Source organism: Rhodococcus sp. P4_F3_2, assembly GCF_056401335.1.
This window is the reverse complement of sequence record NZ_JBFUJN010000012.1, coordinates 230,518-255,200: the sequence shown is the minus strand read 5'-3', so window position 1 is coordinate 255,200 and position 24,683 is coordinate 230,518. Positions and strand designations below refer to the sequence as shown.

Annotated in this window: 25 protein-coding genes; 16 read left to right on the top strand and 9 right to left on the bottom strand. The window is 63.9% G+C overall.

Annotated elements, in window-relative coordinates:
* Positions 1 to 30 precede the first annotated feature (30 nt).
* Positions 31 to 987 carry a diacylglycerol/lipid kinase family protein gene (locus tag AC1DWA_RS15295; protein ID WP_019747798.1) on the bottom strand — a complete coding sequence of 319 codons (957 nt, stop codon included), beginning with the start codon at positions 985 to 987 and terminating at the stop codon, positions 31 to 33.
* A 41-nt stretch (positions 988 to 1,028) separates the two neighbouring features.
* Between AC1DWA_RS15295 and AC1DWA_RS15290 the strand changes: the two genes are divergently transcribed.
* Positions 1,029 to 1,499: a hypothetical protein gene (locus AC1DWA_RS15290; RefSeq protein WP_020907115.1), complete on the top strand. Its 471-nt coding sequence runs from the start codon at positions 1,029 to 1,031 to the stop codon at positions 1,497 to 1,499.
* A gap of 26 nt (positions 1,500 to 1,525) precedes the next feature.
* Here AC1DWA_RS15290 and AC1DWA_RS15285 read toward each other — a convergent pair whose 3' ends face one another.
* Entirely contained in the window at positions 1,526 to 2,005 is a 480-nt protein-coding gene (locus tag AC1DWA_RS15285; RefSeq protein ID WP_003940724.1) for a GNAT family N-acetyltransferase, read from the bottom strand.
* A gap of 17 nt (positions 2,006 to 2,022) precedes the next feature.
* The gene (locus AC1DWA_RS15280; RefSeq protein WP_019747801.1) at positions 2,023 to 2,646 is read right to left on the bottom strand and encodes an acid phosphatase; all 624 of its coding nucleotides are present in this window, start codon (positions 2,644 to 2,646) and stop codon (positions 2,023 to 2,025) included.
* Positions 2,647 to 2,717: 71 nt separating this feature from the next.
* Between AC1DWA_RS15280 and AC1DWA_RS15275 the strand changes: the two genes are divergently transcribed.
* Positions 2,718 to 3,515, top strand: coding sequence for a ParA family protein (locus AC1DWA_RS15275; RefSeq protein ID WP_003940948.1), 798 nt, complete (start codon positions 2,718 to 2,720; stop codon positions 3,513 to 3,515).
* A 15-nt stretch (positions 3,516 to 3,530) separates the two neighbouring features.
* Here AC1DWA_RS15275 and AC1DWA_RS15270 read toward each other — a convergent pair whose 3' ends face one another.
* The gene (locus AC1DWA_RS15270; protein WP_477916787.1) at positions 3,531 to 4,733 is read right to left on the bottom strand and encodes an Rv3212 family protein; all 1,203 of its coding nucleotides are present in this window, start codon (positions 4,731 to 4,733) and stop codon (positions 3,531 to 3,533) included.
* A gap of 9 nt (positions 4,734 to 4,742) precedes the next feature.
* Positions 4,743 to 6,347, bottom strand: a complete 1,605-nt coding sequence (locus AC1DWA_RS15265) for a DEAD/DEAH box helicase (RefSeq protein WP_030244557.1) — start codon at positions 6,345 to 6,347, stop codon at positions 4,743 to 4,745.
* A gap of 400 nt (positions 6,348 to 6,747) precedes the next feature.
* Between AC1DWA_RS15265 and AC1DWA_RS15260 the strand changes: the two genes are divergently transcribed.
* Positions 6,748 to 7,443 carry a ferritin-like fold-containing protein gene (locus AC1DWA_RS15260; protein WP_029255047.1) on the top strand — a complete coding sequence of 232 codons (696 nt, stop codon included), beginning with the start codon at positions 6,748 to 6,750 and terminating at the stop codon, positions 7,441 to 7,443.
* 107 nt (positions 7,444 to 7,550) lie between these two features.
* Complete coding sequence (locus AC1DWA_RS15255) at positions 7,551 to 7,832, top strand: DUF3107 domain-containing protein (RefSeq protein WP_477916785.1); 282 nt, start codon at positions 7,551 to 7,553, stop codon at positions 7,830 to 7,832.
* On the opposite strand, the gene AC1DWA_RS15250 is transcribed toward AC1DWA_RS15255, so the two are convergent.
* Positions 7,800 to 8,471, bottom strand: coding sequence for an HTH-type transcriptional activator FasR (locus AC1DWA_RS15250; protein WP_003942309.1), 672 nt, complete (start codon positions 8,469 to 8,471; stop codon positions 7,800 to 7,802). The two genes, AC1DWA_RS15255 and AC1DWA_RS15250, sit on opposite strands and share 33 nt — an antisense overlap.
* A 329-nt stretch (positions 8,472 to 8,800) precedes the next feature.
* Between AC1DWA_RS15250 and AC1DWA_RS15245 the strand changes: the two genes are divergently transcribed.
* From AC1DWA_RS15245 to AC1DWA_RS15235, 3 genes are read left to right on the top strand one after another with little or no spacing between them, the layout of a single operon-like run.
* Entirely contained in the window at positions 8,801 to 9,847 is a 1,047-nt protein-coding gene (locus AC1DWA_RS15245; protein ID WP_153212496.1) for a DUF3152 domain-containing protein, read from the top strand.
* Between the two features lie 47 nt (positions 9,848 to 9,894).
* Positions 9,895 to 11,082, top strand: a complete 1,188-nt coding sequence (moeZ, locus tag AC1DWA_RS15240; protein ID WP_019747808.1) for an adenylyltransferase/sulfurtransferase MoeZ — start codon at positions 9,895 to 9,897, stop codon at positions 11,080 to 11,082.
* 45 nt (positions 11,083 to 11,127) lie between these two features.
* On the top strand, positions 11,128 to 11,982 hold the full coding sequence (locus AC1DWA_RS15235; protein ID WP_007731227.1) for a TIGR02569 family protein: 855 nt from the start codon (positions 11,128 to 11,130) through the stop codon (positions 11,980 to 11,982).
* Here the strand turns inward: AC1DWA_RS15235 and AC1DWA_RS15230 are convergent.
* Positions 11,979 to 12,659: a FadR/GntR family transcriptional regulator gene (locus AC1DWA_RS15230; RefSeq protein ID WP_020907120.1), complete on the bottom strand. Its 681-nt coding sequence runs from the start codon at positions 12,657 to 12,659 to the stop codon at positions 11,979 to 11,981. The genes AC1DWA_RS15235 and AC1DWA_RS15230 overlap by 4 nt on opposite strands.
* A 93-nt stretch (positions 12,660 to 12,752) precedes the next feature.
* On the opposite strand from AC1DWA_RS15230, the gene AC1DWA_RS15225 reads away from it, so the two are divergent.
* The 7 genes from AC1DWA_RS15225 (at position 12,753) to AC1DWA_RS15195 (ending at position 21,070) form a co-directional block, all read left to right on the top strand.
* Positions 12,753 to 14,015, top strand: coding sequence for an MFS transporter (locus AC1DWA_RS15225; RefSeq protein ID WP_019747810.1), 1,263 nt, complete (start codon positions 12,753 to 12,755; stop codon positions 14,013 to 14,015).
* Between the two features lie 113 nt (positions 14,016 to 14,128).
* Positions 14,129 to 15,529 (top strand): MFS transporter, encoded by a 1,401-nt coding sequence (locus AC1DWA_RS15220; protein WP_477916810.1) that lies wholly within the window; start codon positions 14,129 to 14,131, stop codon positions 15,527 to 15,529.
* 50 nt (positions 15,530 to 15,579) lie between these two features.
* A complete protein-coding gene (nirB, locus tag AC1DWA_RS15215; RefSeq protein ID WP_020907121.1) occupies positions 15,580 to 18,081 on the top strand; it encodes a nitrite reductase large subunit NirB in 2,502 nt (833 codons plus the stop codon).
* 90 nt (positions 18,082 to 18,171) lie between these two features.
* Complete coding sequence (gene nirD / locus AC1DWA_RS15210; protein ID WP_021343732.1) at positions 18,172 to 18,585, top strand: nitrite reductase small subunit NirD; 414 nt, start codon at positions 18,172 to 18,174, stop codon at positions 18,583 to 18,585.
* The gene (locus AC1DWA_RS15205; RefSeq protein ID WP_019747814.1) at positions 18,582 to 19,742 is read left to right on the top strand and encodes a uroporphyrinogen-III synthase; all 1,161 of its coding nucleotides are present in this window, start codon (positions 18,582 to 18,584) and stop codon (positions 19,740 to 19,742) included. The genes nirD and AC1DWA_RS15205 overlap by 4 nt, the downstream gene beginning before the upstream one ends.
* Positions 19,729 to 20,478: a sirohydrochlorin chelatase gene (locus AC1DWA_RS15200; protein WP_477846116.1), complete on the top strand. Its 750-nt coding sequence runs from the start codon at positions 19,729 to 19,731 to the stop codon at positions 20,476 to 20,478. The genes AC1DWA_RS15205 and AC1DWA_RS15200 overlap by 14 nt, the downstream gene beginning before the upstream one ends.
* Positions 20,423 to 21,070: a maleylpyruvate isomerase family mycothiol-dependent enzyme gene (locus AC1DWA_RS15195; protein ID WP_020907123.1), complete on the top strand. Its 648-nt coding sequence runs from the start codon at positions 20,423 to 20,425 to the stop codon at positions 21,068 to 21,070. Before AC1DWA_RS15200 ends, AC1DWA_RS15195 begins: the two co-directional genes overlap by 56 nt.
* A gap of 35 nt (positions 21,071 to 21,105) precedes the next feature.
* Here AC1DWA_RS15195 and AC1DWA_RS15190 read toward each other — a convergent pair whose 3' ends face one another.
* The gene (locus tag AC1DWA_RS15190) at positions 21,106 to 21,873 is read right to left on the bottom strand and encodes an 8-oxoguanine DNA glycosylase OGG fold protein (RefSeq protein WP_477846061.1); all 768 of its coding nucleotides are present in this window, start codon (positions 21,871 to 21,873) and stop codon (positions 21,106 to 21,108) included.
* 89 nt (positions 21,874 to 21,962) lie between these two features.
* Here AC1DWA_RS15190 and AC1DWA_RS15185 point away from each other — a divergent pair, with 89 nt between their 5' ends.
* Positions 21,963 to 22,541: a hypothetical protein gene (locus AC1DWA_RS15185; RefSeq protein WP_134998777.1), complete on the top strand. Its 579-nt coding sequence runs from the start codon at positions 21,963 to 21,965 to the stop codon at positions 22,539 to 22,541.
* Positions 22,538 to 22,891, top strand: a complete 354-nt coding sequence (locus AC1DWA_RS15180) for a hypothetical protein (protein ID WP_020907125.1) — start codon at positions 22,538 to 22,540, stop codon at positions 22,889 to 22,891. Before AC1DWA_RS15185 ends, AC1DWA_RS15180 begins: the two co-directional genes overlap by 4 nt.
* 5 nt (positions 22,892 to 22,896) lie before the next feature.
* On the opposite strand, the gene AC1DWA_RS15175 is transcribed toward AC1DWA_RS15180, so the two are convergent.
* A complete protein-coding gene (locus AC1DWA_RS15175) occupies positions 22,897 to 24,648 on the bottom strand; it encodes an NTP transferase domain-containing protein (RefSeq protein ID WP_060938632.1) in 1,752 nt (583 codons plus the stop codon).
* Between the last annotated feature and the right edge of the window lie 35 nt (positions 24,649 to 24,683).

Below are 24,683 nucleotides of genomic sequence, written 5' to 3'. Positions count from 1 at the left end.
AGTTTTTGCAGGTCAAACGTGTTGCCTGACTCACGTCGGAATCGGTGCGAACACTTCCAGTGCATCCGGGACCGAGGTGAATTCGACTTTTTCGCGAAGTCCGATGTAGTCGCCGTCCATCTGCAGTCCGATCGGTCGCGACGATTCGATGGTGATTGTCGGGACGTCGTCGGTGCGTAGAAGGACCTTTGATTTCGGTTCTGCGCCGCGTGCGAGGAGCTGTCGCACAACCCGCAGAGACGGTAGGACTTTGGTGCTCGTCATGGCGAAGATGCCGAGTCCACTGTCGAAGGTCGTTCCCGGATTGGTGTGTACGGGACGCTCTTCCAGATATGTCCACGGGCTCGAGTTCGACACGAACGCGTAGTGGACTCCGGAGACGGGATCCTGATCGGGGAGGTGGACTGTCAGGGCGGGCTCGGCTCGCTTGGCACGGAAGAACGCCGCGATCGCGGTTCGGACATACCGGGCGGGTGTGGCGGCGTCACCGTTCTTACGGCTGGCGTCGACGGCCTCGCATACATCGGCGTCGAGGCCCATTCCGGCGTTGAACGTGAACCAACGGTTGTCGCAGTGTGCGAGCCCGATTCGGCGTCTCGTTCGTTCCGAGAGTAGATCGACGAGTTGGTTTGTGGCGTCGATCGGGTCGGCGGCAATACCGAGTGAGCGCGCGAAAACGTTTGCCGAGCCTCCCGGGACGACAGCGATCGTCGGGATCGGACCGACCGGAACCGATTTCATCGACGCGGGATGCGGTGACCCGAGCAGTCCGTTGACCACTTCGTTGACCGTTCCGTCGCCGCCGTGGACGATCACCGAGCCGAAGCCGTCTTCGTGGGCTTCGCGCGCCAGTTCGGCAGCGTGTCCCCGATGTGTGGTGTGCGCCACAGTAAGTCGCACCCGACTCTCGAGGGCGTGTGCCAACAGGTCACGACCGGCAGCGGTGGTGGAGGTGGCATTGGGGTTGACGATCAGCAGTGCGCGCACGGGGCATGAGCCTATCCGGTGTCGTGTTCTAGGCTGGCCTCGTGCCGAATACCGCCAGTCCGAACGCCCTGCCCAAGACAGTCACATGGGCAGGTGCCCTCGTGACGCTGCAAGGGCTGGTTGCCGCCGGGTTCGCGATCGTCGCAGTGATTCGCGGCGCGACCGGCCACGATCAGAGCGTCACCAACGGATACGGATTTGCTGCCTGGGTCGCGATCCTCGGCGGCGCGGTGTTGGCAGCCGGTATCGCTTTGCTGACGGGCCGCCGGTGGGGCCGGGCAATCGCCGTCGTCGCGCAGTTGCTGCTCCTGCCGGTCGCCTGGTCGCTCCTGACCGATTCGCATCAGGTGCCGCTCGGCATCGTTCTGGGTGTCGTCGTTCTCGGCGCTCTGGGCTGCCTGTTCTCGGCTCCGACGTCTCGATGGATGGCAGCGGAGTACGGAGCGTACGCAGACGAGGTGTCGCCGGAAGAGGGACACCCGGACGAGACCGAAGAGCCGCGGGACAAGTAGGACGGAACGCCTACCCTGCTTCAGTCCTACTCAGCTTCGGCGGCAAGAGCTCCGAGGTGGGTGCCGGTCAGGCGATACGTGGTCCACTCCGTCTTCGCGTCGGCGCCGAGTGACTCGTAGAACTTGATCGAGGGCGTGTTCCAATTGAGCACCGACCAGGACAGCCGGGTGTAGTCGTTGTCGGTGCACTCCTTGGCGAGCGCGGCCAGAAGAGCCTTTCCGTGGCCTGATCCGCGCTGGCTGGGCTTGACGTACAGGTCTTCGAGGTAGATGCCGTGGGCGCCGTCCCACGTGGAGAAATTGCGGAACCACAGCGCCATGCCGACGACGTCGTCAGCCGAATTCACAGCGACGTGCGCGAAGGCCGTCGCGGCCGGCCCGAACAATGCCTCGCCGATCTGTTCCGCCTTCACGGTGCACTCGTCGAGGGCCTTCTGGTAGTCCGCCAACTCGTAGATCATGTCGGTGATCGGCTGGACGTCTGCGGGCGTGGCGCGTCGGATCATGGGGAGAATCTTAAGCCTCAAGCCTCCACTAGCGGCGGCACGTTGTGATGGACGAGGTGGCTGGCGCCGTGCTCGTAACCGAGAACCGTGTAAGCGCCCGGGAACAACGCGAAACGCTTTCCTTCGGTGACCGGGAGCTCGAGCCAGCGGGCGATGAGCGCGCGTGAGAAGTGGCCGTGCCCGATCAGGATCACGTCCCGCTCGGGTAGCTGCGAACGCACCATCGACAGCACCATGTCGGTGCGGGCATGGATCTGATCGGTCTGCTCGCCGCCGGGGCACGGGTGTGTCCAGACGGTCCAATCGGGCACCGTTGCGCGGATCTCGGGCGTCGTGAGGCCTTCGTAGTCGCCGTAGTCCCATTCGGAAAGTGCATCCCAGGTTCGCTCTTCCGGCAGGCCGGCGAGATCACCCGTCAACTGTGCGCGCAGCCGCGGACTCGTCAGAATCATGGGGTTCCGGAGGTCGAGGGTTCGCAAGCGATTTCCGGTCGCGGTTGCCTGCATCTCGCCGAGCGGAGTCAGCGGAACCTCGGTCCGGCCCGTGTGTTTCCCGGTGCGTGCCCACTCGGTTTCACCGTGGCGCATGAGTACGACGCGAGCACCGAGGGGGATCGACGAGGGGGCGGACTGGGAGGTCATGTCGACCATCATTGCAGGCTGCCTCGCGTGTGTAGCTCGCCTCCTGGCGCGAAGTGCGCAAGGATCTACGTGTGACGACGGTTCTCGCAGTGGCGAATCAAAAGGGCGGCGTGGCTAAAACCACTACCGTCGCTTCTCTCGGTGCGGCTTTGTCCGCGCTCGGACAACGAGTTCTGGTGGTGGATCTCGACCCGCAGGGCTGCCTGACGTTCTCGCTCGGACACAACCCGGATCGCCTCGAGCGTTCGGTCAACGAGGTCCTGGCGGGTGATCTCGACGCGGTCGACGCCGTGCTGAAAACGGACGACGGTATGGATCTCCTGCCGGCCACCATCGATCTCGCGGGCGCCGAAGCGCTGCTCCTGATGCGACCCGGTCGAGAGTTCGCGCTCAAGCGGGCGCTGTCTCCGCTCCTGGGTTCCTACGACGTCATCATCATCGACTGCCCACCGTCGTTGGGTGTGCTCACACTCAACGGATTGACTGCGGCGCAGTCGGTTCTGGTTCCACTGCAATGCGAAACCCTCGCACACCGCGGCGTCGGACAGTTGCTGCGTACGGTTCGTGAAGTCCAAGCCATCACCAACCCGGATCTTGTTCTGCTCGGCGCACTTCCGACTCTGTACGACGCTCGAACCACGCACAGTCGCGACGTACTCGCTGACGTCAGTGACCGCTACTCCCTCGCCGTTCTGGCGCCGCCGATTCCACGCACGGTCAAGTTCGCCGAGGCCTCTGCTTCCGGCGCGACGGTCCTTGCCGGGCGAAAGAACAAGGGCGCGGATGCCTATCGAGAACTCGCCGACAATCTCGTAAAGCATTGGGCTGGAAATGAAGTCGTGACTTTCGCGCCGGAACTGGCGCTCTGAGGAAGGCGAGAGCTTCTAGTGCAGCGCGAACAAGGTATCGCCGCGCTGTTCCAGAACCGTCTCGCCCGCACTGGCGAGCACGATCGGCGTCGTCGTCTCACCGCGGTCGACTGCGATCATGCGCTGCACCGCTCCGTCCGACGGGCTGACGGCTGCAATCCCGCCCGGAACAGGGATGAGCATCTGACCGGCGACCATGCTTCCGGGCCCGGACGTTCCGTTGACTATCCACGTCGGAGCCAGATCGCTCAGGCGGAGGTTGACGGTCTGCGAGCCGGTCCACCACGTGATCGAAGCTTTGTCGGCGTGGGTGCGGGCCCCTTCGGTCACCGCTCCCTCGATCGGATAGTCGACGATCGGATTGCCGGTTCCGTCGAAAATGGTGATGCGAGAAGCGGTTCCGTTGGCGGCAGGGAGGTAGACGGCCGTCTTCTCGCCGGCCACGGCAAGCAGGCGGGCGCCTTCGGAGTCGAGGAGAATCGAGGATCCGTACTCTTCGGGTTCCTGGGCGTCCTTCGGTGCGGGGTTCATCACCGTCAACCTGTTGGAGGCTTCACCCGGGCAACGCTCGAGTACCGAGACTCGGTTGGCGCTCGACGCAGCGTCGAGCAGCGTGCATCCGGTGCGGGGTTGCTTGTTCGGATTGACCTTCGCGTCGACCCTGCCGTACTCGAGAGTTCGGACGAGGTCCGAGCGCCACAGTTCCATTCGCTCACTGCCGCGTGAGATCAGATAGGTGCCGTCCGCCGACAAGGTGACCGCGGAATCGGCGTCGCTGTTGCGCTGGTCCTTTCGGGCGCCGGTGTCGGCGACCAGTGACGTGACCTGAGAGCAACCGCGATTGTCCTGATAGACGCTGACGACGCGATCCCACGAACCGATCGCACCGCACAGGGGAATGTTGCGCGCGTATCGCCATACTTCTTCGCCTGTTGCCGGGTCGCGGCCGATCACGTCGGAACCGTCGGCGGTGACGACGGCATTTCCGACGGTGATGGGTGCCGTCGAGTCGGCACTGGGAGATTCCCACGTCTGCTTCAGGACGTCGGGTAACAACACCGACGTCGACAGAGGTGGGAGTGGAGATTCGGCGGTGACCGAGGTGGTTCCGCGCGCATCACTGCGCAACCACACCACGGTCACCGCCACGATTACGGCCAGCGCGATTGCCAGCGCACCGATCACATCTGAGCGAGTACGCCTTTCGGGAGCCAGCACATCGGCAGCTTACTCTGCGGCGCCTGCCGTCGCGGAAGCCGCGGGGCGACGACGCCGACGGCGACGCGGCTTGGCCGCTCCGTCTTCGTCCGAGTTCTCGGTAGCGGTTGCCGCCGGTGCCGAAGGGGGAGCTGTGGTGGCGCCGGCGGTGGTGGACGTCGCGGCGTCGGTCGAAGCACCGGCGCGGGTACGGCGGCGAGTCCGGTTGCGACGAGGCGCGGCCTTCTCTTCGTTGCCGTCGGCGTCGGCCGTCTTCGGCGCGTCTGCTTTGTCCGTTGCTGCCTTGTCGGTTGCAGCCTTCTCAGGGGCGGCCTTGGCCCTGCGAACAGTGCCCTTGGCGTCAGCCGGAATCGACAGCTCTTCGTAGAGGTGCGGCGAGCTCGAGTACGTCTCGACCGGATCGGGGATTCCGAGGCTCAGTGCCTTGTCGATGAGCTGCCAGCGAGGAATGTCGTCCCAGTCGACCAGCGTGACGGCGATACCGGTGCGTCCGGCGCGGCCGGTGCGACCGATGCGGTGGACGTAGGTCTTCTCGTCCTCGGGGCACTGGTAGTTGATGACGTGGGTGACGTCGTCGATGTCGATGCCGCGTGCGGCGACGTCGGTGGCGACCAGCACGTCGACCTTGCCGTTGCGGAAGCCCTTCAGGGCCTTCTCGCGGGCAATCTGTCCGAGGTCACCGTGGACGGCACCGACGGAGAAACCGCGCTCGGCGAGATCGTCGGCGACTTTCTGGGCTGTGCGCTTGGTGCGGGTGAAGATCATCGTCGCGCCGCGGCCTTCGGCCTGCAGAACACGGGCGACCATCTCGGCCTTGTCGAGAGCGTGCGCACGGTAGATGTGCTGGCTCGTGCGGTCGTGCACTGCGGAGGATTCGGCTTCCTCGGCGCGAATGTGCGTCGGCTGCGTCAGGAAGGTGCGAGCCAGGGTGATGATCGGGCCGGGCATCGTGGCGGAGAAGAGCATCGTCTGACGCTTGTCGGGGACCATGCCCATGAGGCGTTCGATGTCGGGGAGGAATCCGAGGTCGAGCATTTCGTCGGCCTCGTCGAGGACGAGAACGCCCACTTTGCCCAGGATCAGGTGCGACTGGTTGGCCAGGTCGAGCAGGCGACCCGGGGTGCCGACGACAACGTCGACGCCCTTCTGCAGTGCCGAGATCTGCGCCTCGTACGGCCGACCGCCGTAGATGGGCAGAACCTGGAGACCTCGGTCGCCGACTCGGAGGTACTTGCTGGCGTTCTCGAGGTCGCGAGCGACCTGGATGCACAGTTCGCGGGTGGGAACGATGATCAGAGCGCGAGGCGTGCCGTCGAGGACAGCCGTGCCGTTCTCGGCGGTGACGATGCGATGCAGGAGCGGGACGCCGAAACCGAAGGTCTTGCCCATTCCGGTGCGGGCCTGACCGATGAGGTCGTCACCGGCGAGAGCCAACGGAAGGGTGAGTTCCTGGATGGCGAAGGTGCGCTCGATGCCGATCTCGTTCAGTGCGCGGACGATTTCGTCGCGGACACCGAGTTCGGCGAAGCTCGGGGGTACATGGGTGTCGTCGAGCTGGACGGAAACGGTGTTCTCGGTTGCTTCGTCTTCGTGGTCGACAGTGATCTTGCTCAGGGGACTAGCCTTTCCTCGTGGCGGTACGCACGCACAAGGTAAGGGGCCAGGCCGTAAATCGGCCGATGTCGATGCCCTCTTTTTCTTCGGTCATGCCTACGCCTCAGCACTGAATTCCACTCGGACGAATTCGAACCGTCCGGAGATCTCGGCGAAGCGGGCAACAACCGTCGATGCAGGTGCGCGCACATTATCGGTGGGGTCCGCGTGAGCACAGTCGTGTCGGCTGACCTAAAGCAGCCGTCCCGGCTAACCATAAGAGCCGGGGGAACTGGCGAACTCCCAAGACCATTGTAGCTGCACGTTGTCCGCCCCTCGCGATGACATGTCGAAGATCACCGAATCGGACATGCGGTCCTTGGCGGTCGCGTCGGCCGTCGAAGCACTACAGTTCGTAGTCATGGGCGCACACGATCTTGATGCTTCGACGGACGCTGGAACCGGAGGCCGAGTCGCTTCCGATCACCCCGGCGTGATCGATTTGTTTGCCGTTCTCGCCTACGGCGAGATTTCGGCGTTCTACCGGTTGGCGGAGGACGCACAAATGGCACCGGACCTGCGAGGCAAGGTGGCGTTCGCCAGCATGGCCGCCGCCGAGATGGACCACTTCGAGACTCTGGAAACGGCGCTGACGGAACGTGGCCACGAGATCTTTGCCGTCATGGACCCGTTCGTTCGTGCTCTCGACAACTATCACGCGTCGACGACACCGTCGACGTGGCTGGAATCGCTCGTGAAGGCGTACGTCGGCGACGGAATCGCTGCCGATTTCTACCGCGAGATCGGGCACTCCCTCCCGGCGGATGTCGCCGAGATCGTCGAGGACGTGCTTTCCCAGACGGGCCACTCGGAGTTCGTGGTGCTCGAGGTGAAGGCAGCAGTGGAGGCCAGCACCCGCGCCAAGGACCGGCTGATGTTGTGGGGACGCCGTCTTCTGGGTGAAGCAATCACGCAGGCGCAGTTCGTGCTGGCGCAGCGTGAGGACCTCACGGATCTGGTGATCTCGGCCTCGGGTGACCTCAACGGAGTTGTCGCGTTGTTCGACGGTATGCAGGCAAAGCACGCCGAGCGGATGGCGATTCTCGGACTCGTCTAGGTGCCTGTTCGCTCTGGGCACAGCGTGCAGAGGAGCGTGGGCGGTCGCTGCTGCATTAGCCTTGCGTCGACAACGGATGTAATTCACGAACAGTTCGGAGGTTGACCGTGGAGGTCAAGATCGGTGTAATCGACAGCCCGCGTGAGCTCATCGTCAACAGCGAACAGACCCCTGACGAGGTCGAGACACTGGTCGCGGCTGTCCTCGGTGGCCGCGAGCCGGTTCTGGCTCTCGTCGACGACAAGGGCCGCAAGTTCCTGGTGCAGGCTTCTCGTGTGGCGTACGTGGAGATCGGTCCGTCCGATATCCGCAAGGTCGGTCGTGAGACTGCCCGCCCATTCTCGTTCGGGTTCCGGTTACTTGGTTTCGGCCTGCAGCGGCACGTGTGAGAGACCGCCCCACGCCAGTGTCACGGTGATTTCCACGGCCTCTTCCTTGGGGATCGGCCGCGCGGCTTCGAGCCAGTACCGCGCCGTGAACTGGCTGGCACCGACCAGACCGACGGCAAGAATACGCGCGCGATACGGATCGAGTCCGGAATCCTGACTGACCAGGTCGAACACGGCGTCGACGCAGGCTTCGGTGGCTTGTTCGACGCGTGTCTGGACCTGAGGTTCGCCCATGATGTCGGACTCGAACACCAGGCGGAAGCCCTGCGAGTCGTTGTCGACGAAGTCGAAGAACGCCTGGACTGCGGCGCGGACACGCTGTTTGTTGTCCGTCGTCGATCGCAGGGCTTGGCGTACGCCCGAGATGAGGCTGTCGACATAACTCTGCAGGACTGCGACATACAGTTCGAGCTTGCCTGGAAAGTGTTGGTACAGGACTGGCTTGCTGACACCGGCACACTCGGCGATCTCGTCCATGCCGGCCGAGTGGTACCCGTTCGCGACGAATACCTCACTTGCAGCTGCGAGGAGCTGGAGGCGGCGCGCATCGCGGGGGAGTCGGGTGCTGCGACGTGTTCCGGCAGGCTTGCCAGCCGTTGTACCGCGATCGGAGTCTGTCCGATCCGCGAGTTCTGTCATGTCGCTTCCAATCTGAGCAAAAGTAAATTCGGTCGGCGCGCGGATCCGCGAGTCGCGTGTGCGTACCCGCCAGTATCCTCCGTCACACCGGTCGTAGCCGAATGAACGATACCGTGTGTCGCCCGGGCGAGTCGCGCGTGCCTCGGTGAGCGAGACCAGCGGTCTTTCTCGTTACAGGACGGGTTGCCATGACACGCCAGGACCAGCATGTTTCGGTCAGCCCGGGCGAGTGACTTGCCGTGTGTGAGATTCTGGACGACGTGACTGACCCAGGGGGACCGCGCATGCGTGGACGAACTACGCAGAACCCTGAACGTGAGGAACGTCGAATGCGTAGCGGAACTGGAGCGCCCCGCGACGAACGTCGGCCAGAGGTGCCGGATGATCGTGCCTACGGCGAACGCGACTATCGCGGCATTTCCTCCCATCAGCCCTTGCGTGCCCAATGGGATCCGACCAAACGAGAAGTGGGCCGAACCCCGCGTAATCCGCGGCCCGACCGGGCAGCGCGAAAGCAGAGCAAGCTCGGGCGCTTCGTCTCGACCTACGGTTGGCGGGCCTACGCGATTCCGGTTCTCGTGGTGCTCACCATCCTTGTGATCGTCGACGCAGTACGTCCGGACGCCACAGACACCGCGAGCAAGACGTCGGCCACTGCCGACCTCGCACACAGCACCGACGGAACCGACGTCATCGGTGCGCCGCCGGCCGGAGACGGAACCTTTGCGTCGTCGATACCGTCCGGCGCTCTCCCCGACGGTGGTCCGTTCACCGTCGCGGGCGGCGGAACGTGGCACGTCGTACCGGGTACGACGGGCAAGGTCGGACAGGGAACCGAACGCGAGTTCACGTACACGGTCGAGATCGAGGACGGCGTCGACACGACCGGTTTCGGCGGTGACGAATCGTACGGACGCATGGTCGATCAGACGCTGGCAAATCCGAAGAGTTGGACCAATGATCCCAAGGTCGCGTTCCGGCGCGTCGACGCGGGCGAGCCGGACTTCCGGATCTCCTTGACCTCGCAGATGACTATCCGTGAAGGCTGCGGATACGAGATCGAACTCGAAGGATCCTGCTACAACCCGAGCATGGACCGAGTCCTGCTCAACGAACCGCGATGGGTGCGAGGCGCCATTTCGTTCCAGGGTGACATTGGTTCGTATCGGCAGTATCAGATCAATCACGAGGTCGGCCATGCCATCGGATACGCCGCTCATCAGCCGTGCGAGACCGAAGGCGGACTCGCACCGATCATGATGCAGCAGACCTTCGGAACCGCGAACAACGACATCGCTAGGCTTGATCCCGAGGGCGTCGTTCCGATGAACGGACTCACGTGCCGCTTCAATCCGTGGCCGTACCCCCGAGCGTGACCGGATCGAGAATCCCTGATCTCGTCTTGAACTAGGAGTGTTTCGCGGTGTCTGCAACACCCGTCGTATTGCCACCACTGGTGGAGCCGGCAGCCGAGTTGAGCCGGGAGGAAGTTGCCAGATACAGCCGGCACCTGATCATCCCGAACGTGGGCATGACCGGCCAGAAGCGGCTCAAGAATGCGCGAGTCCTGTTCATCGGCGCCGGTGGATTGGGTTCGCCTGCACTGCTCTATCTCGCGGCCGCAGGAGTGGGCACCATCGGGATCGTCGAGTTCGACGAGGTCGACATGTCGAACCTGCAGCGTCAGGTGATTCACGGACGCTCCGACGTCGGACGCCCGAAGGCGGTCAGCGCGAAGGAGTCGATTCTCGAGATAAACGAGCACGTCGACGTCCGGTTGCACGAATTCCGCCTGGACAACTCCAACGCGGTCGAACTGTTCTCGGAGTACGACCTGATCCTGGACGGTACGGACAACTTCGCGACGCGGTACCTCGTCAACGATGCCGCCGTCATCGCCGGAAAGCCGTACGTGTGGGGCTCGATCTACCGCTTCGAAGGGCAGGTCTCGGTCTTCTGGGAAGACGCCCCGGACGGCGCGGGACTGAATTATCGCGATCTTTACCCGGAGGCGCCGCCGCCCGGAATGGTCCCCTCGTGCGCCGAGGGCGGTGTTCTCGGAGTCCTGCCTGCGACCGTCGGTTCGATCATGGCGACCGAGGCGGTCAAGCTCATCACGGGGATCGGCGAACCGCTTCTCGGGCGCCTGATGATCTACGACGCTCTTGCGATGACGTTCCGGACGATCCGCCTTCAGCGTGATCCGACCCGCGTGCCGGTCACCGCCTTGATCGACTACGACGCGTTCTGCGGCGTCGTGTCCGAAGAGGCGAGCGCTGCTGCTGTCGGTTCTACGATCACGGCGCCGGAGCTGGAGGCCATGATCGGCGAGGGACGATCGATCGAGCTGGTAGACGTACGAGAACCAGTTGAATGGGACATCATGCATCTGCCGGGGGCGGTGCTGATCCCGAAGGACCGCATCCTTTCCGGTGAAGCTCTGGCGACGTTGCCGCAGAACAAGCAGATAGTTCTGTACTGCAAAACCGGCATTCGTTCGGCCGAGGCACTGGCCTTTCTCAAGAACGCCGGTTTCTCCGACGCAGTTCATGTTCAAGGCGGCGCGATCGCCTGGGCGAACCAGGTGGATGCGAGTCTGCCGGTCTACTAGGCGCGCCTCGCGGGAGGCGGCGCCGCGCACCGGTAGCGTTGGGGTGTGAGCACAGGCCAACCTCCCCAGCACGTGTGCTCCACCTTCGGCCTCCGTGAAGTCGATCCCATCCCACTCGGTGCGGATTGGGACGGCGGGTGGCTGTGTGGAGACGTCGTCCTTTCAGCAGTCGCGGATCATGCCCGCGCAGCGTGGTCGGCGAAGGTGCGAGAGAACCTCGAAGTCGACGGCGTTCGGCTGGCTCGACCGGTGCGTTCGACTGACGGTCGTTACGTCGTCTCGGGCTGGCGCGCTGACACATTCATCGTCGGATCGCCGGAACCACGTCACGACGAAGTGGTCTCGATGTCCTGCCGACTGCATGCGGCGACGGCCTCGCTCGAGCGCCCGCGCTTCCTTGCACAACCGCCGGTGCCGCCGTGGGCCGAGGTCGACGTATTCGTCGCCGCTGATCGCGCGGCATGGGAAACGGTTCCGCTGAGGATCGCGAAGGGCGTCGAGCAACTCGAGACGCCCACTCCGGACGGTCGCAAAAGTCTGGAACTGATTGCCGGGCTCGCTACTTTGCGGAAGCCGGTGCAGAGCCCGGACCAGCTCGTGCACGGCGATCTGTTCGGGACGGTGCTGTTCTCGGGCAGTATGGCCCCCGGAATCACCGACATCACGCCGTATTGGCGACCGGCTGCGTGGGCCGCCGCCGTCGCTGTGGTCGACGCGATCTCGTGGGGCGGTGCCGACGAGGCACTGGTCGGCCGGTGGGAAGATCTCCCCGAGTGGCCGCAGATGCTTCTACGTGCGGTGATGTTCCGCCTGGCAGTTCATGTTCTGCATCCCCGCTCGACGGCGGACGCGTTCCCGGGGTTGGCCCGTACTTCCGACATCGTGCGCTTGCTGCTCTAGATCGGGGCGCCGGTACCGAAGTCCGAGACCAGGCCCTCGAACAGCTCGCGTGCGGCGTTCGAGGCGGCCACGGTGTTCCCGTCGACGACAGCGTTGACGAGGTTTGCGTGCTGCGAGTGGAATCCTTCGCCGGTTGCATCGATGTGCTGTTGGATCGTGGTCTCGATGACGGGGAGCAGGGAGTCGTAGAACTCCAGGTAGACCTCGTTGTGGCTGGCCGCGACGATTGCTCTGTGCAGGGCGACGTCCGCGGTGGTGGCAGCGTCGATGTCCTGACCCTCCCATGACGCGGTGCGAAGCTCGAGTAGTCGCGTCAGTTCGGCGATGTCGTCTTCGGTTCGCCGTGCGGCGGCGAGGGTGGCCGCGGTGATGTCGAGTGCGCGCCGAAGTTCGAGTACATCCCGCTGGTGGGCGCCGGCAAAGTAGTTGCCGAGAGTGCCACCGAGGTCGGAGACAGCAACGACGTAGGTGCCCGATCCCTGACGACGTTCCAGCATTCCGGCGTGAACGAGCGCCTGGACCGCCTCGCGCACGGTATTGCGACCGGTCCCGGTCAGCTCCGACAGTTCCGGTTCGGTGGGGATTTTGGAACCGATCGGCCAGGTCCCGCTCCGGATCTCGTTGCGGAGTTGTTCGGTGACCTGCGAGATGAGACTTGCGCGTCGAACGGGTTGCACGTGGTTGTTTCCTCGGGTCCGGGTAAGTGGTGTGAATGTGACGTTAGATTACCGCGCTTGTGCGAGTTCGTCCGGTCATCCTATGATTTGCCGGTGACTGCTCAACTGGAGAGAACCGAAACCCGCTCGTTGATACAAGGCCGTGTGCTCGTTTTCGCTGCGATTGCGATGTCTGCGCTCGTACTTCGACTTGCGGTGACCTCGTTCTCGCCCTTGGCGGCCGAGATTCGCGACGAGATCGGCTTCTCCGCCTCGATCGTCGGTGTCTTCGGCATGGTTCCGACCGCAATGTTCGCCATCTTCGGTCTCATCACTCCCGCCATCGCGAAACGTATCGGGCTCGAGCGAACGGCCCTCGTTGCGATGCTCATGGCCGGCGTCGGAATGCTTTTGCGCGCCATGATGTCTCAGACATGGTCGTTGCTGGCCCTCTCAGCTCTGGCACTGGCAGGCATGGGAATCGGCAATGTCGTGATCCCACCGTTGGTCAAGCGGTACTTCTCGGATCGCCTCGCCACCATGAGTTCGGTCTACATCGTGGCCGTGCAGATCGGCACCATCGTTCCGGCGTTCGTCGCAGTCCCGGTCGCCGACGCCTTCGGGTGGCGGTTCTCGATCGGCTGGTGGTCCGCCTTCGGCTTCGCCGCAGCAGTGCCGTGGTTGATCACCCTCGCTCGCTCGCGCAAAGCTCGCGCGAACGAAGCCGGGTCCGTCGAGAATGCATCGGATTCGGTTGCGGCAGTGGCAGAACAGCCACGCGGTCAGGTCTGGCGTTCTCCCGTGGCCTGGGGGATGGCCGGCATGTTCGGCATGACCTCACTGATCACGTATTCGATGTTCACGTGGATTCCCTCGATCCTTCGTGACGCCGGAGCCAGTGATGCCTTCGGCGGAACGATGGTCGGAATGTTCTCGGTGATCGGGCTCGTCGCAGCGTTCGGTGCGCCGACCCTGTGCGCCCGCATGGCCAATCCCTTCCCTGTCGTGATCGCGTGTGCCGTCTGCTACCTGGTCGGCATGGGCGGGCTGTACTTTGCCCCGATGGCGGCGCCGGTCGTGTGGGTTGTCGTCCTGGGCCTCGGTCCGAGCACGTTCCCGATGTCGCTCACGCTGATCAACCTGCGTACTCGTTCGCACATCGGTTCCTCGGCACTGTCCGGCTTCACCCAGGGCATCGGCTACTCCGTTGCCTGCCTCGGTCCGCTCCTGTTCGGCGTTTTCCACGACGTGTCCGGTGGATACGCTGCGCCGTTCGGCCTGCTCGTCGTCGCTGTGATCGTGGTGCTCCTGGGCGCCTACCAGGCATGCAAGCCTCGGATGCTCGAGGATTCCTGGCACGCACCTGCGAAAAACTAGCTCACACCCGGTCTTGTTACCGGGTGAGGATCAATTGACTTCGCGGTCATCGCACGCAGCACCGGCGCAATAACCGTTTTCTACCTTTGGGTCTCCAACATATTCAGGAGGCCCTGGTGAGTCATTACATCGAGCATTGGGATGCAGAGGACGTCGACGCCTGGGAATCCGGCGGCAAGGACATCGCGAAGCGGAACCTGATCTGGTCAGTGGTAGCCGAACACGTCGGCTTCTCGATCTGGTCGATCTGGTCCGTGATGGTGTTGTTCATGCCGACGGATATCTACGGCATCGACGCGGCCGGAAAGTTCTTCCTCGTCGCAGTGCCCACACTTGTCGGGTCGGTCCTCCGCATTCCATACACGGTTGCCACCGCACGGTTCGGTGGTCGCAACTGGACCGTCATGAGTGCGCTGTTCCTCTTCGTACCAACACTTCTCACGCTCTACCTGATGATGAATCCGGGTGCGTCGTACACCACGTTCATGTTGGTAGCGGCCACTGCAGGTATCGGCGGCGGCAACTTCGCGTCGTCGATGACCAACATCAATGCCTTCTACCCGCAACGCCTCAAGGGGTGGGCGCTYGGTCTCAATGCCGGCGGCGGCAACATCGGTGTGCCGATGATCCAGCTGATCGGTCTGCTGGTGATCGCCACCGTCGGTAACCGTGCTCCGTGGATCGTGTGCGCTGTCTATCTCGTGTTCATTGCCGCTGCTGCCGTCGGTGCCGCGCTGTTCATGGACAACCTGGGCAACCAGAAGTCGGACCTGCGCTCGATGGCCAAGGCACTCAAGTTCTCCGAGTCGTGGGTGATCAGCTTCCTGTACATCGGTACGTTCGGTTCCTTCATCGGATTCAGCTTCGCCTTCGGTCAGGTTCTGCAGATCAACTTCCTCGCCGGCGGTGCCACTCCGGCCGCGGCCGCGCTGCATGCAGCACAGATCGCCTTCATCGGTCCGCTCCTCGGTTCGATCGCCCGGCCCCTCGGCGGCAAACTGGCCGACCGGATCGGCGGCGRCAAGATCACCATGTGGACGTTTGTCGCCATGGCATTCGCTGCATCGATCCTCGTGACGGCCGGAACGATGGACGACAACACCGCGGGCGTCGCCAGCGCCGGAATCATGGTGACATTCGTTCTCGGATTCATCGCCCTGTTCCTGCTCTCCGGCATCGGAAACGGATCCGTTTACAAGATGATCCCGGCGATCTTCGAGGCGAAGGCTCAGAGCTTCGACCACATGGATCGAAGCGAGAAGGCAACGTGGTCGCGCAGTATCTCCGGTGCTCTCATCGGATTTGCCGGTGCGGTAGGCGGTTTGGGCGGCGTCGGCATCAACCTGGTGCTGCGCGCGTCGTACAGCAGCCCCGCGAAGTCGGCGACCATGGCCTTCTGGGTGTTCCTGGCCTTCTACATCGCCTGCATCGCAGTCACCTGGTTCGTCTTCCTGCGCAAGCCGTCGACGCTGACCACAGACGTCGACGAGGCGAAAGTGGCAGTCACGGCGTGAGCGGTCCGCGGAATCTCAGAACTATCTCGTACCTCAGGGAAGTAGGCGTCATGAGCAAGTCGGTTGTTGTCATCGGACACGGAATGGTCGGACACCGATTCGTCGAGGCACTGCGTTCGCGCGACGAAGCGAACAACTGGTCGGTGACCGTACTCTGCGACGAGCAGTACGCAGCGTACGACCGAGTCGGGCTGTCCTCGTACGTCGGAGCGTGGGACCCCAAGGAATTGGCACTGGCCGGTAACGATTACGTCGGTGACAGCCTGGTCGACCTCCGAGTGGGGGAAGGCGCGCTCTCGATCGACAAAGATGCACGCACGGTCACGACAACAACCGGCGAGACGATCTCCTACGACGCTCTGGTGATGGCGACCGGTTCGTATCCGTTCGTGCCTCCCGTACCGGGGCACGACGGCGACGGATGTTTTGTCTACCGCACCCTCGACGACCTCGACGGTATCCGGGCCGCCGCCGAGAAGGCGGGTCCTGGCGCTGTCGGCGTCGTGGTGGGCGGCGGTCTTCTCGGACTCGAGGCCGCAAATGCTCTCTCGCTCATGGGAATGACGGCACATGTCGTCGAACACAATGCGCGATTGATGCCGATGCAGGTCGACGAGGGCGGCGGCGCACTGCTCGCTCGCCTCGTCACCGAACTCGGTCTCACCGTTCACACCGGAGTCGGGACGGCGGGAATCTCGCAGGCCGACAACGGAATCGTGGTCGAACTATCCGACGGCTCCACCATCGACGCGTCGCTGCTCGTCTTCTCCGCCGGAGTTCGTCCGCGTGATCAGCTGGCCCGCGACGCCGGCATCGCAGTGGGGGAGCGTGGCGGCATCCTGACCGACCTCGGCTGCGTGACTTCGGACGAGAACATCTATGCCGTCGGAGAATGTGCTGCGGTGGAAGGCCGTTGCTACGGTCTGGTTGCTCCCGGCTACACGACGGCCGAGATCGTGGCCGATCGTCTGCTCGGCGGCGCCGCGGATTTCCCGGGCGCCGACATGTCCACCAAGCTCAAGCTCATGGGCGTCGACGTCGCCAGTTTCGGTGACGCGATGGCGACCTCACCGGGAGCTCTCGAAGTTGTCCTCAGCGACGCGTCCAAGGGGACGTACGCGAAGCTCGTGGTCTCCGATGACGCGAAGATCCTGCTCGGCGGCATTCTTGTCGGTGACGCGTCGGCCTACGCGTCGCTGCGCCCGCTGGTCGGTCGCGAACTACCTGGTGACCCGGCGACATTGATCTCGCCTGCGGGGGAGAAGCCGGGTGCAGGCTCGCTGCCCGACGATGCAGAGGTGTGCTCGTGCAACGCGGTGACCAAGGGAGCCATCTGCGGCGCAATCGCGGCCGGCGCATGCGACATTGCTTCGGTGAAGGCGTGCACCAGCGCCGGAACCACCTGTGGCGGTTGCCTTCCCACTGTGAAGCAGCTGCTGGCCGATTCCGGCGTCGTGATGTCGAAGGCACTGTGCGAGCATTTTGCGCAATCGCGGGCCGAGTTGTTCCAGATCGTGCAGTCGACGCAGACCAGAACCTTCTCGGCGCTGATCGCCAAGTACGGCAAGGGCGCCGGTTGCGACATCTGCAAGCCCGTAGTCGCTTCGATTCTGGCATCGACGGACTCCGATCACATCCTGCACCGCCAGCAGGCGTCGTTGCAGGACACCAACGATCACTTCCTCGCGAACATCCAGAAGAACGGTACGTACTCCGTGGTACCTCGTATGCCTGGCGGCGAGGTCACGGGTGAGCAGCTCATCGTCATCGGTGAGGTGGCGCGTGATTTCGGCTTGTACACGAAGGTGACCGGCGGTCAGCGCATCGACTTGTTCGGGGCTCGTGTCGAACAGTTGCCCGCGATCTGGAAGCGTCTCGTCGACGCCGGGATGGAATCGGGTCAGGCGTACGGCAAGTCCCTGCGGACGGTCAAGAGCTGCGTCGGTTCGAGCTGGTGCCGCTACGGCGTTCAGGACTCCGTGGGAATGGCCGTCGACCTCGAGAACCGCTACCGCGGCCTGCGTTCGCCGCACAAGATCAAGTTCGGCGTCTCGGGATGTGCTCGTGAATGCGCCGAAGCGCGTGGCAAGGACGTCGGCGTCATCGCGACGGAGAACGGTTGGAATCTGTATGTGGGCGGCAACGGCGGACAGTCGCCCAAACACGCTCAACTGCTTGCCGGAGGCCTCGACGACGCAACCTTGGTCAAGTACATCGACCGCTACCTCATGTTCTACATCCGCACCGCCGATCGCCTCCAGCGCACGGCGCCGTGGGTCGAATCACTCGAAGGCGGACTCGATCACCTCAAGGCCGTTATTTGTGAAGACAGCCTGGGAATCGGCGAAGAACTCGAGGCTCTGATGGCCAAGCACGTCGAGGGCTACCAGGACGAATGGGCTGGTGTGCTGGGTGATCCGGAGAAGCTGTCGAGGTTCGTCTCATTTGTGAATGCACCGGAAGAAGCCGACCCGACGGTTGTGTTCGACGAGACCGGAGTGCGCAAGGTTCCAGTCCTGATGGGTATGCCGAGCATCCCTACGCGCCGGTAATAGTCGCGTAACCCGTGGGAAACACGGGGTCCGTAGAAACGTAGACAAGAACCCGCGCGACGTTGTCGCCGGATCGACAGGAGGACTTCGATGAGTGTCATCGATGCGCAGATCGCCAAGCTGGATTCGGATCGACTCGAATGGACGTCGGCCTGCCCGCTGAGCCATCTGATCCCTGGACGCGGGGTCGCCGTGCTTCTTCGCGGCGGCGAGCAGGTGGCGCTGTTCCTGCTAGAGGACGGCACACTGCGGGCTGTCAGCAACTTCGATCCGTACGGCCGCGCCGCGGTGATGTCACGCGGACTCGTCGGCGACCGGGACGGTGAACCGATCGTGGTCTCGCCGCTGCTCAAGCAGGCGTTCTCGCTGGTCGACGGCCGAGCGCTGGACGACTCCACGGTTGCGCTGCCGGTATACGGAGTTCGCGTGTGGGCAGGCGTCGTTCAGGTACACAGCCTTCAGATGCAGGGCGTTCGCTCGACTGTCGCCGATGCAGTCTCGTGAGTGACGACATGCCGTTGGCTGGATTCACGGTAGGTATCACCGCTTCGCGCCGCGCCGAGGAATTCGCGACGTTGCTGACTCGTCGGGGAGCGGACGTCGTTCACGCTCCGGCGATTCGGATCATCCCTCTCGCCGACGACCGCGAGCTCGAAAGGGTGACACAGCAGATCATCTCGGATCCTCCCGAGGTGGTTGTCGCCACCACCGGGATCGGATTCCGGGGTTGGCTGGAAGCAGCCGACGGGTGGGGTGAGGCGGAAAATCTCGGATCCGCGTTGGGCTCGGCTCGTCTGCTCGCGCGCGGACCCAAGGCCAAAGGGGCAATCCGCGCGGCCGACCTTCGTGAAGAATGGTCTCCGGCATCCGAGTCTTCCGCCGAAGTGCTCGAACATCTTCTTGCAGAAGGTGTGTCGGGAAAACGAATCGCCGTTCAACTGCACGGCGCCACTACCGAATGGGAGCCGATTCCCGATTTCTGTCAGGTGCTGCGCGACGCGGGCGCCGAGGTCATCGCGGTCCCTGTCTATCGATGGGAGCCGCCGGAGGATCCGACGCTRCTCGACCGGATGATCGACGCCATCGCTTCAGCCGGAATCGACGCCGTCAGCTTCACCAGTGCACCGGCCGTTGCGTCGATGTTGATGCGCGCCGACAAGACCGGGGATCTCGGCGACATTCTCGACGCGATGCGGGGTCCGGTGGCGGCAATGTGCGTCGGCCCGGTCACCTCGGCGCCGCTCGAAGCCTTGAATGTACCGACCACAGCCCCGGCGCGGGCACGTCTCGGGGCGCTCGCGCGACACATCGTCGACGAACTCCCGCAGCGAGCCAACAAGATTCAAGCCGGCGAACACGAAATCAGCATCCGCGGCGGTTGCGTTGTCGTGGACGGTGAAGTGAAGCAATTGCCGCCGGCTGCGATGTCGCTGATCCGCACTCTCGGTGCCAGCCCCGGCCGAGTCGTCTCCCGCGACGAACTTCTGGCTTCTCTTCCCGGTGGCGGCGGCGACACCCACGCCGTCGAGACCGCCGTCGCCCGATTGCGCGCGTGCCTCGGTGCGCCCAAAGCCGTTCAGACCGTGGTCAAGCGGGGCTATCGACTTGCCCTCGACCCCGGCGACTACGTACAGAATCCAGGTGACTATGCAACGCGATGACGATGTACTCGTAGTGGTAGCTCACGGCACGCGTAGCCCACGTGGCGTGGAAATGGTTGCTGCCCTTGCCGAAGCCGTCGGCACGCGCGTCGGACGCACGCGCGTTGCCTTTGTCGACGTGCTCGGTCCGTCACCTTCTGAAGTCCTCCGAGACACTCCGGGGCGAGCGATTCTCGTACCGGCCTTCCTGGCGTCCGGCTACCACGTTCACACCGATGTTCGACGCGAAGTGACGCTCAGTGGGCACTCGGCTGTGACTGTGACGCCCGCACTCGGACCCGATCCGGCGCTTGCGCGCGTGCTGCTCCGACGCTTGACCGAAGCGGGGTGGAGTCCAGGCGACGCGATAGTGCTTGCTGCCGCCGGGTCCTCCGATGCGCGGGCGCTGCGAGACGTCGAGCGTGCCGCGCTGATGCTCGCCGAAGCGGCGGGGATCCGGGTGGACATCGGATACATCGCGACCGGGCAACCGAAGGTAGCCGATGTGGTTGCAGCAGCACGCGTTCGCGGCGCGAAGCGAGTGTTCGTTGCCTCGTACCTCCTCGCACACGGACTGTTTCACGAAAGATTGCACGCTGCAGGAGCCGATGGTGTGACCGAACCGCTCGGCGTCGATCCGGGAGTGGTGGACCTTGTCGTGAATCGGTATGAGAGTGCGCGAAGGGAACTAGTATCGCTGCATGACGTCTCACTCCGTAACGCCGACGTATGCCGACCTGGTCGCCGCAGTTCGTGAATCCGACGTCAAGGCACAGGCTCTCATCGGCGGACTGACCGAAGAGCAGGCGCGGGAGCCCTCCGGGCTCCCCGGGTGGAGTCGGGGACACGTCGTGACGCACATGTCGCGCAACGCCGACGCGCTGGGCAGATTTGTCGCCGGAGTGCAGGGCGGCGAATCGGGGGAGATGTATCCCGGGGGACCGGACGCGCGCAATGCTGCAATCGAGGAAGGTGCAGATCGCCCGGCTGAGTTGTTGGCTCTCGACTACCGCTTCTCGGGAACGAGACTGGTCGACGCGTTGTGCGAGATCCAGGCAGATCGACTGGACACGCCGGTGCCGTGGCGCAAACCTGTGACGGCATTCGATCTGCCGATTCTGCGCTGGAACGAGATCGAGATTCACCTGATGGACCTCGACATCGGCTACACCTGCCACGACTGGCCTGCCGAGTTCGTGGAATTCACTCTCGCCCGTCAGTTGGGCGCACTGGAGACAGCGGTCCCGGGTGTACGTGTTCCTTCGCTGTCGGATGCGGAGACCTTGGCCTGGTTGGTCGGGAGGCCGACGAGAGTGGGACTGCCGACCCTCCCTGCCTGGCCTTTCTGAGACACGGCCTTTCTGAGACACGACCTTTCTGAGGATTAGAACAGGGTGGGGGCGCTGACGTCGTTGCGTGCTTGGGCCAACCGCGCACTCCACCGTTTCACCAACCACATCTCGACGATCTCGGGTTGGGTGCCGGCGGCATAGGCCCAACTGTCGAGCAGTTCGCAGTACCGGCGGTAGCGACGCGTCGTGAAGCCCGTGACGGAAGGATCCTCGAGCCAGCCCTCGTGGATGAGTGTCGAGACGCCGTACTGATCGATCATCTGAGCGCGTCGCCCTTCGTCCTGTACGCCCACCGCCCACATGAAAGCGGCCATGAGTGATACCCCCACGCCGGGGGTGAGCGGCCACCCGGACCAGGTGTCGCGTCGCACGACCGGCATCGACTTGTTTTTCGAACAGTGATCGAGAATGGCTGTGATCTGGGTCAGCGGATCCTCGTCTTCGCGGTGATGCGGATTGAAGACGTTGGGGAACCGCCGCGTGAACCGTCTGCTTTCGTGCGAGCCTTGCCAGGCCGCGCAGAGAAAGAGCAGTCCGAGGCCGTCGTGCTGGGCGACAACGAGGTCGCTCGACGGGCGAAGGTCGTTGCGTTGAACGATGGCTCGGCCTTCGGTGATCACTTTGCCGTCGAGATCACGCCCGCGCAGGCTGATGGTGTGACCGGCGTCGTTCAGGTGCGCGTTCCACCAATCCAGGTCGACGGTTGCTTCGTCGTCGAGGACGTGCAGTGGAAAGGTGCGGGAGCGGCACCACTCGACCAATGCGTCCGGCGGTTCGAATCCTTCGTCGACACGATTCATGGCGCGATGATCCCACGAGTCGCCGACAGGAATTCGTCCGACGCGCAGGTCACCGAGATGGAACCGGACACTCGCGGTACGCTCCGCTCATGAAATTGGCGTCCTCGCAGGTGCGGCCGGCGCTGTGGACGGTAGCCATCGCCTTGACGGCCACGGGTCTGAGCGGATGCATCGGTGCCGTCGATCGGACGGATTTCGACAACCAGATGCGCGAACGTGGCGGTGGGATGACGTCGGAGTTGGTGCGAGGCGGGTTCGACAGCCTCGCACATAGATACGGCGTCGACGCGATATCGGTGACCAGCATCGACATCAGCCCGATCGAGACGCTCGGCGTCACCGTTCGTGACCCCGGGAAGCCGTCACAGCTCGACAGATTCTCTTTCGACGGCGTCATTCTCAGCGAGCCCATCCCCGTGCAAGTCAGTGTCACCGACGATCTCGATGCGCGATCGTTCACGCTGGATCAAGTGCCGGCATTGGCGAATGTCGAGAAGTTGGTCGATGACGCGCTGGCGAGCAGCGGAGTCGACGACGGCGAAGTCTCCGGGATCTCGGTCAGTCGCACCGAGTCGATACAYGCCTCCGTGATGGTGGAATCCCCACGCTCGCGAGTACTTGTGGTCTTCGAGCCTGACGGAACTCCCTTTCTGGTGCAGCCGCTGTGAGCCGCCGAATCGCTCCGTTACTGATCTCGGTAGCGGTGATCGTGGTCGTGGGAATCTTTGCCGCACTGCTGTCTTCGGTGATCTGGCCCGGCCAGGTCGCGCACTTGGCGCCGATCTTCTGTGAAGAACCGACATCGAGCGCGATGGTCGTCTCGGATTCCTTTACCGACGGCGACGGTACGTCCACCAATTTCACGCTGTACTGCGTCGGACCGCGCGGTCAGACCGTTGATGCCGGCTGGCTGCTGCCGTTCTTGGTGCTGTGGGGCGTGTATTCGCTGGTGCTCGCGATCGTGGTCGGCGTGATCGTGCTGGCGGACGTCGGCCGGCGCGGGCGCCGAAACCGCTGACCCCGTCAGCGTGGGAGGACGACCAATTCGGCGACGGCGCCGTCGTCGGAGTGTGCCGGTACGAGTGCAAACGCCGAGCGTTCGATCAACCCCGCAAGGTGCGCGGTACGTACAGACGGATCGGCGCGCCAGCGACCGTCTTCGGATTGTGTCACCGGCAACAGGCGTACCGCATCGGAACTCACCGCAGCGGCGTTCTCGATGATGCCGAGTAGTGGCGGCGGCGTGTCGCTTCCGGTCAAGGCGGCCACGACGGTGGGCAGCATCGTCAACAGGGTGGTCACGGCGGCATACGGATTGCCGGGGAGGCCGAGAACCACCAGACCACTGGGCAGGACGGCCGTTATCTGAGATCCGCCGGGGCGCGAGGCGACTCGCCCGACAATCGTGCGAGCGCCGAGTCGATCGAGCGCACTGCGCATTTCGTCGGCAGCGCCGCCTCCCGTCGCACCGATGACGACGAGTAGATCGGCTTCCTGGTCGACTCCGTCTGCGAGCACCCGCTCGAAACTGTCCGCAGTGTCTCGCAGGTGCGAATTCGCCACGCACCGTACGCCGTTGCTTTCCAGTAGGTAGGGGAGAATCCCGCCGACGGAGTCGCGAGTTTGACCTTCACGCAGTGGACCGGTCCGCCGGATCTCGTCGCCGGTGACTATCAGGCGTGCCCGTACCGGACCACGGACGAGGGCGTCGAACACTTCACCGCTGGCAGCTGCGGAGATCACCGCCGGAGTCACCGCGGTACCTGTCGGGGCGATCGTGAATCCGGTGGTCCAATCTTCCCCTCGTGGTCGAGCGTCGTTGCGGTGCGGCGCATCCGGCAGTCTCCGTACCATCCGAGATGGCTCGTCGACGGACAGATACTCGTCACGAATTACCGAGGTGGCGCCGAGGGGCAGGTGTGCTCCCGTGGCAATGCGAATCGCTTCACCTTCGCCGAGTTCGAGTTGCCCGTCGGCGCCCGCGATGCGGATCTCGGTGCGGATTCGCCAGGGGCCCTCGCCGGAGACCGCGTACCCGTCCATCGCCGAAACGTCTGACCTGGGAAGATCACCCAGGGCGATCAGAGGCTGCGCGAGCGTTGCTCCGAGGCTGTCGGCGAGATCGGCACGGTGCGGCGGCAATGCTGTCAGCGAGTTCCTGACGGCGGCGCGGGCTTGATCGACCGTCAGCCGCGGATGGCTTCGCGCGCGATCGATGTCTTCCGGTGTGTCGCAGTCGGTCGTACCAGCGACACTCAGCGTCGAGAACGGCTCGGTGACAATCGCTTTCATAGGTTGGTTCTCCAGCCCCGAACTCTCCCGCAATGTGGACAGGCGTTGCCGGAGTTCGCGAAATGTCCATGCGGAGAACAGGAATTGGGTTCGGTTGTTCTCGTCCACGGCGCACGTCACCGGATTGTCCGTCGACGTGGCAGCGATCAAGGCATCGACTGATTCGGCCTCGATGTGCGGCAGGTCGGACGCCAGCACCACCACCACGGCGTTATCGGGTAACCGGGTCGCAGACAACCCGGCCCAGATCGCCTCGACAGGGCCGGCTCCGGCCGGAGATTCCTGAGTTTGGGTGATTCCAGGATCAAGTTCAGGTCGATGCGGGCCGACCACGACGACGGCGTCGAGATGTGACGCTGCTGAAAGCGCGATGTCGAGGAGCCTGCGACCGTGTACGAGAAGGCCAGGTTTGTCGACACCACCCATTCTGGTCCCGCGACCACCCGCCAGAATGACGGCGGCAGTCGGCGGCATGGTGGTCATGCCTCCATGCTGCCCCATCGCCGGGGTGAGGACGA

Bases quoted from the DNA above. Each gene is read 5' to 3' on its own strand.
- AC1DWA_RS15285 (WP_003940724.1), bottom strand. From the start codon at position 2,005: ATGATCCGACGCGCCACGCCCGCAGACGTCCAGCCGATCACCGACATG.
- AC1DWA_RS15280 (WP_019747801.1), bottom strand. From the start codon at position 2,646: ATGACCTCCCAGTCCGCCCCCTCGTCGATCCCCCTCGGTGCTCGCGTC.
- AC1DWA_RS15260 (WP_029255047.1), top strand. From the start codon at position 6,748: ATGGGCGCACACGATCTTGATGCTTCGACGGACGCTGGAACCGGAGGC.
- AC1DWA_RS15250 (WP_003942309.1), bottom strand. From the start codon at position 8,471: ATGACAGAACTCGCGGATCGGACAGACTCCGATCGCGGTACAACGGCT.
- AC1DWA_RS15245 (WP_153212496.1), top strand. From the start codon at position 8,801: ATGCGTAGCGGAACTGGAGCGCCCCGCGACGAACGTCGGCCAGAGGTG.
- nirB (WP_020907121.1), top strand. From the start codon at position 15,580: ATGAGCAAGTCGGTTGTTGTCATCGGACACGGAATGGTCGGACACCGA.
- nirD (WP_021343732.1), top strand. From the start codon at position 18,172: ATGAGTGTCATCGATGCGCAGATCGCCAAGCTGGATTCGGATCGACTC.
- AC1DWA_RS15200 (WP_477846116.1), top strand. From the start codon at position 19,729: ATGCAACGCGATGACGATGTACTCGTAGTGGTAGCTCACGGCACGCGT.
- AC1DWA_RS15195 (WP_020907123.1), top strand. From the start codon at position 20,423: ATGACGTCTCACTCCGTAACGCCGACGTATGCCGACCTGGTCGCCGCA.
- AC1DWA_RS15190 (WP_477846061.1), bottom strand. From the start codon at position 21,873: ATGAATCGTGTCGACGAAGGATTCGAACCGCCGGACGCATTGGTCGAG.
- AC1DWA_RS15175 (WP_060938632.1), bottom strand. From the start codon at position 24,648: ATGACCACCATGCCGCCGACTGCCGCCGTCATTCTGGCGGGTGGTCGC.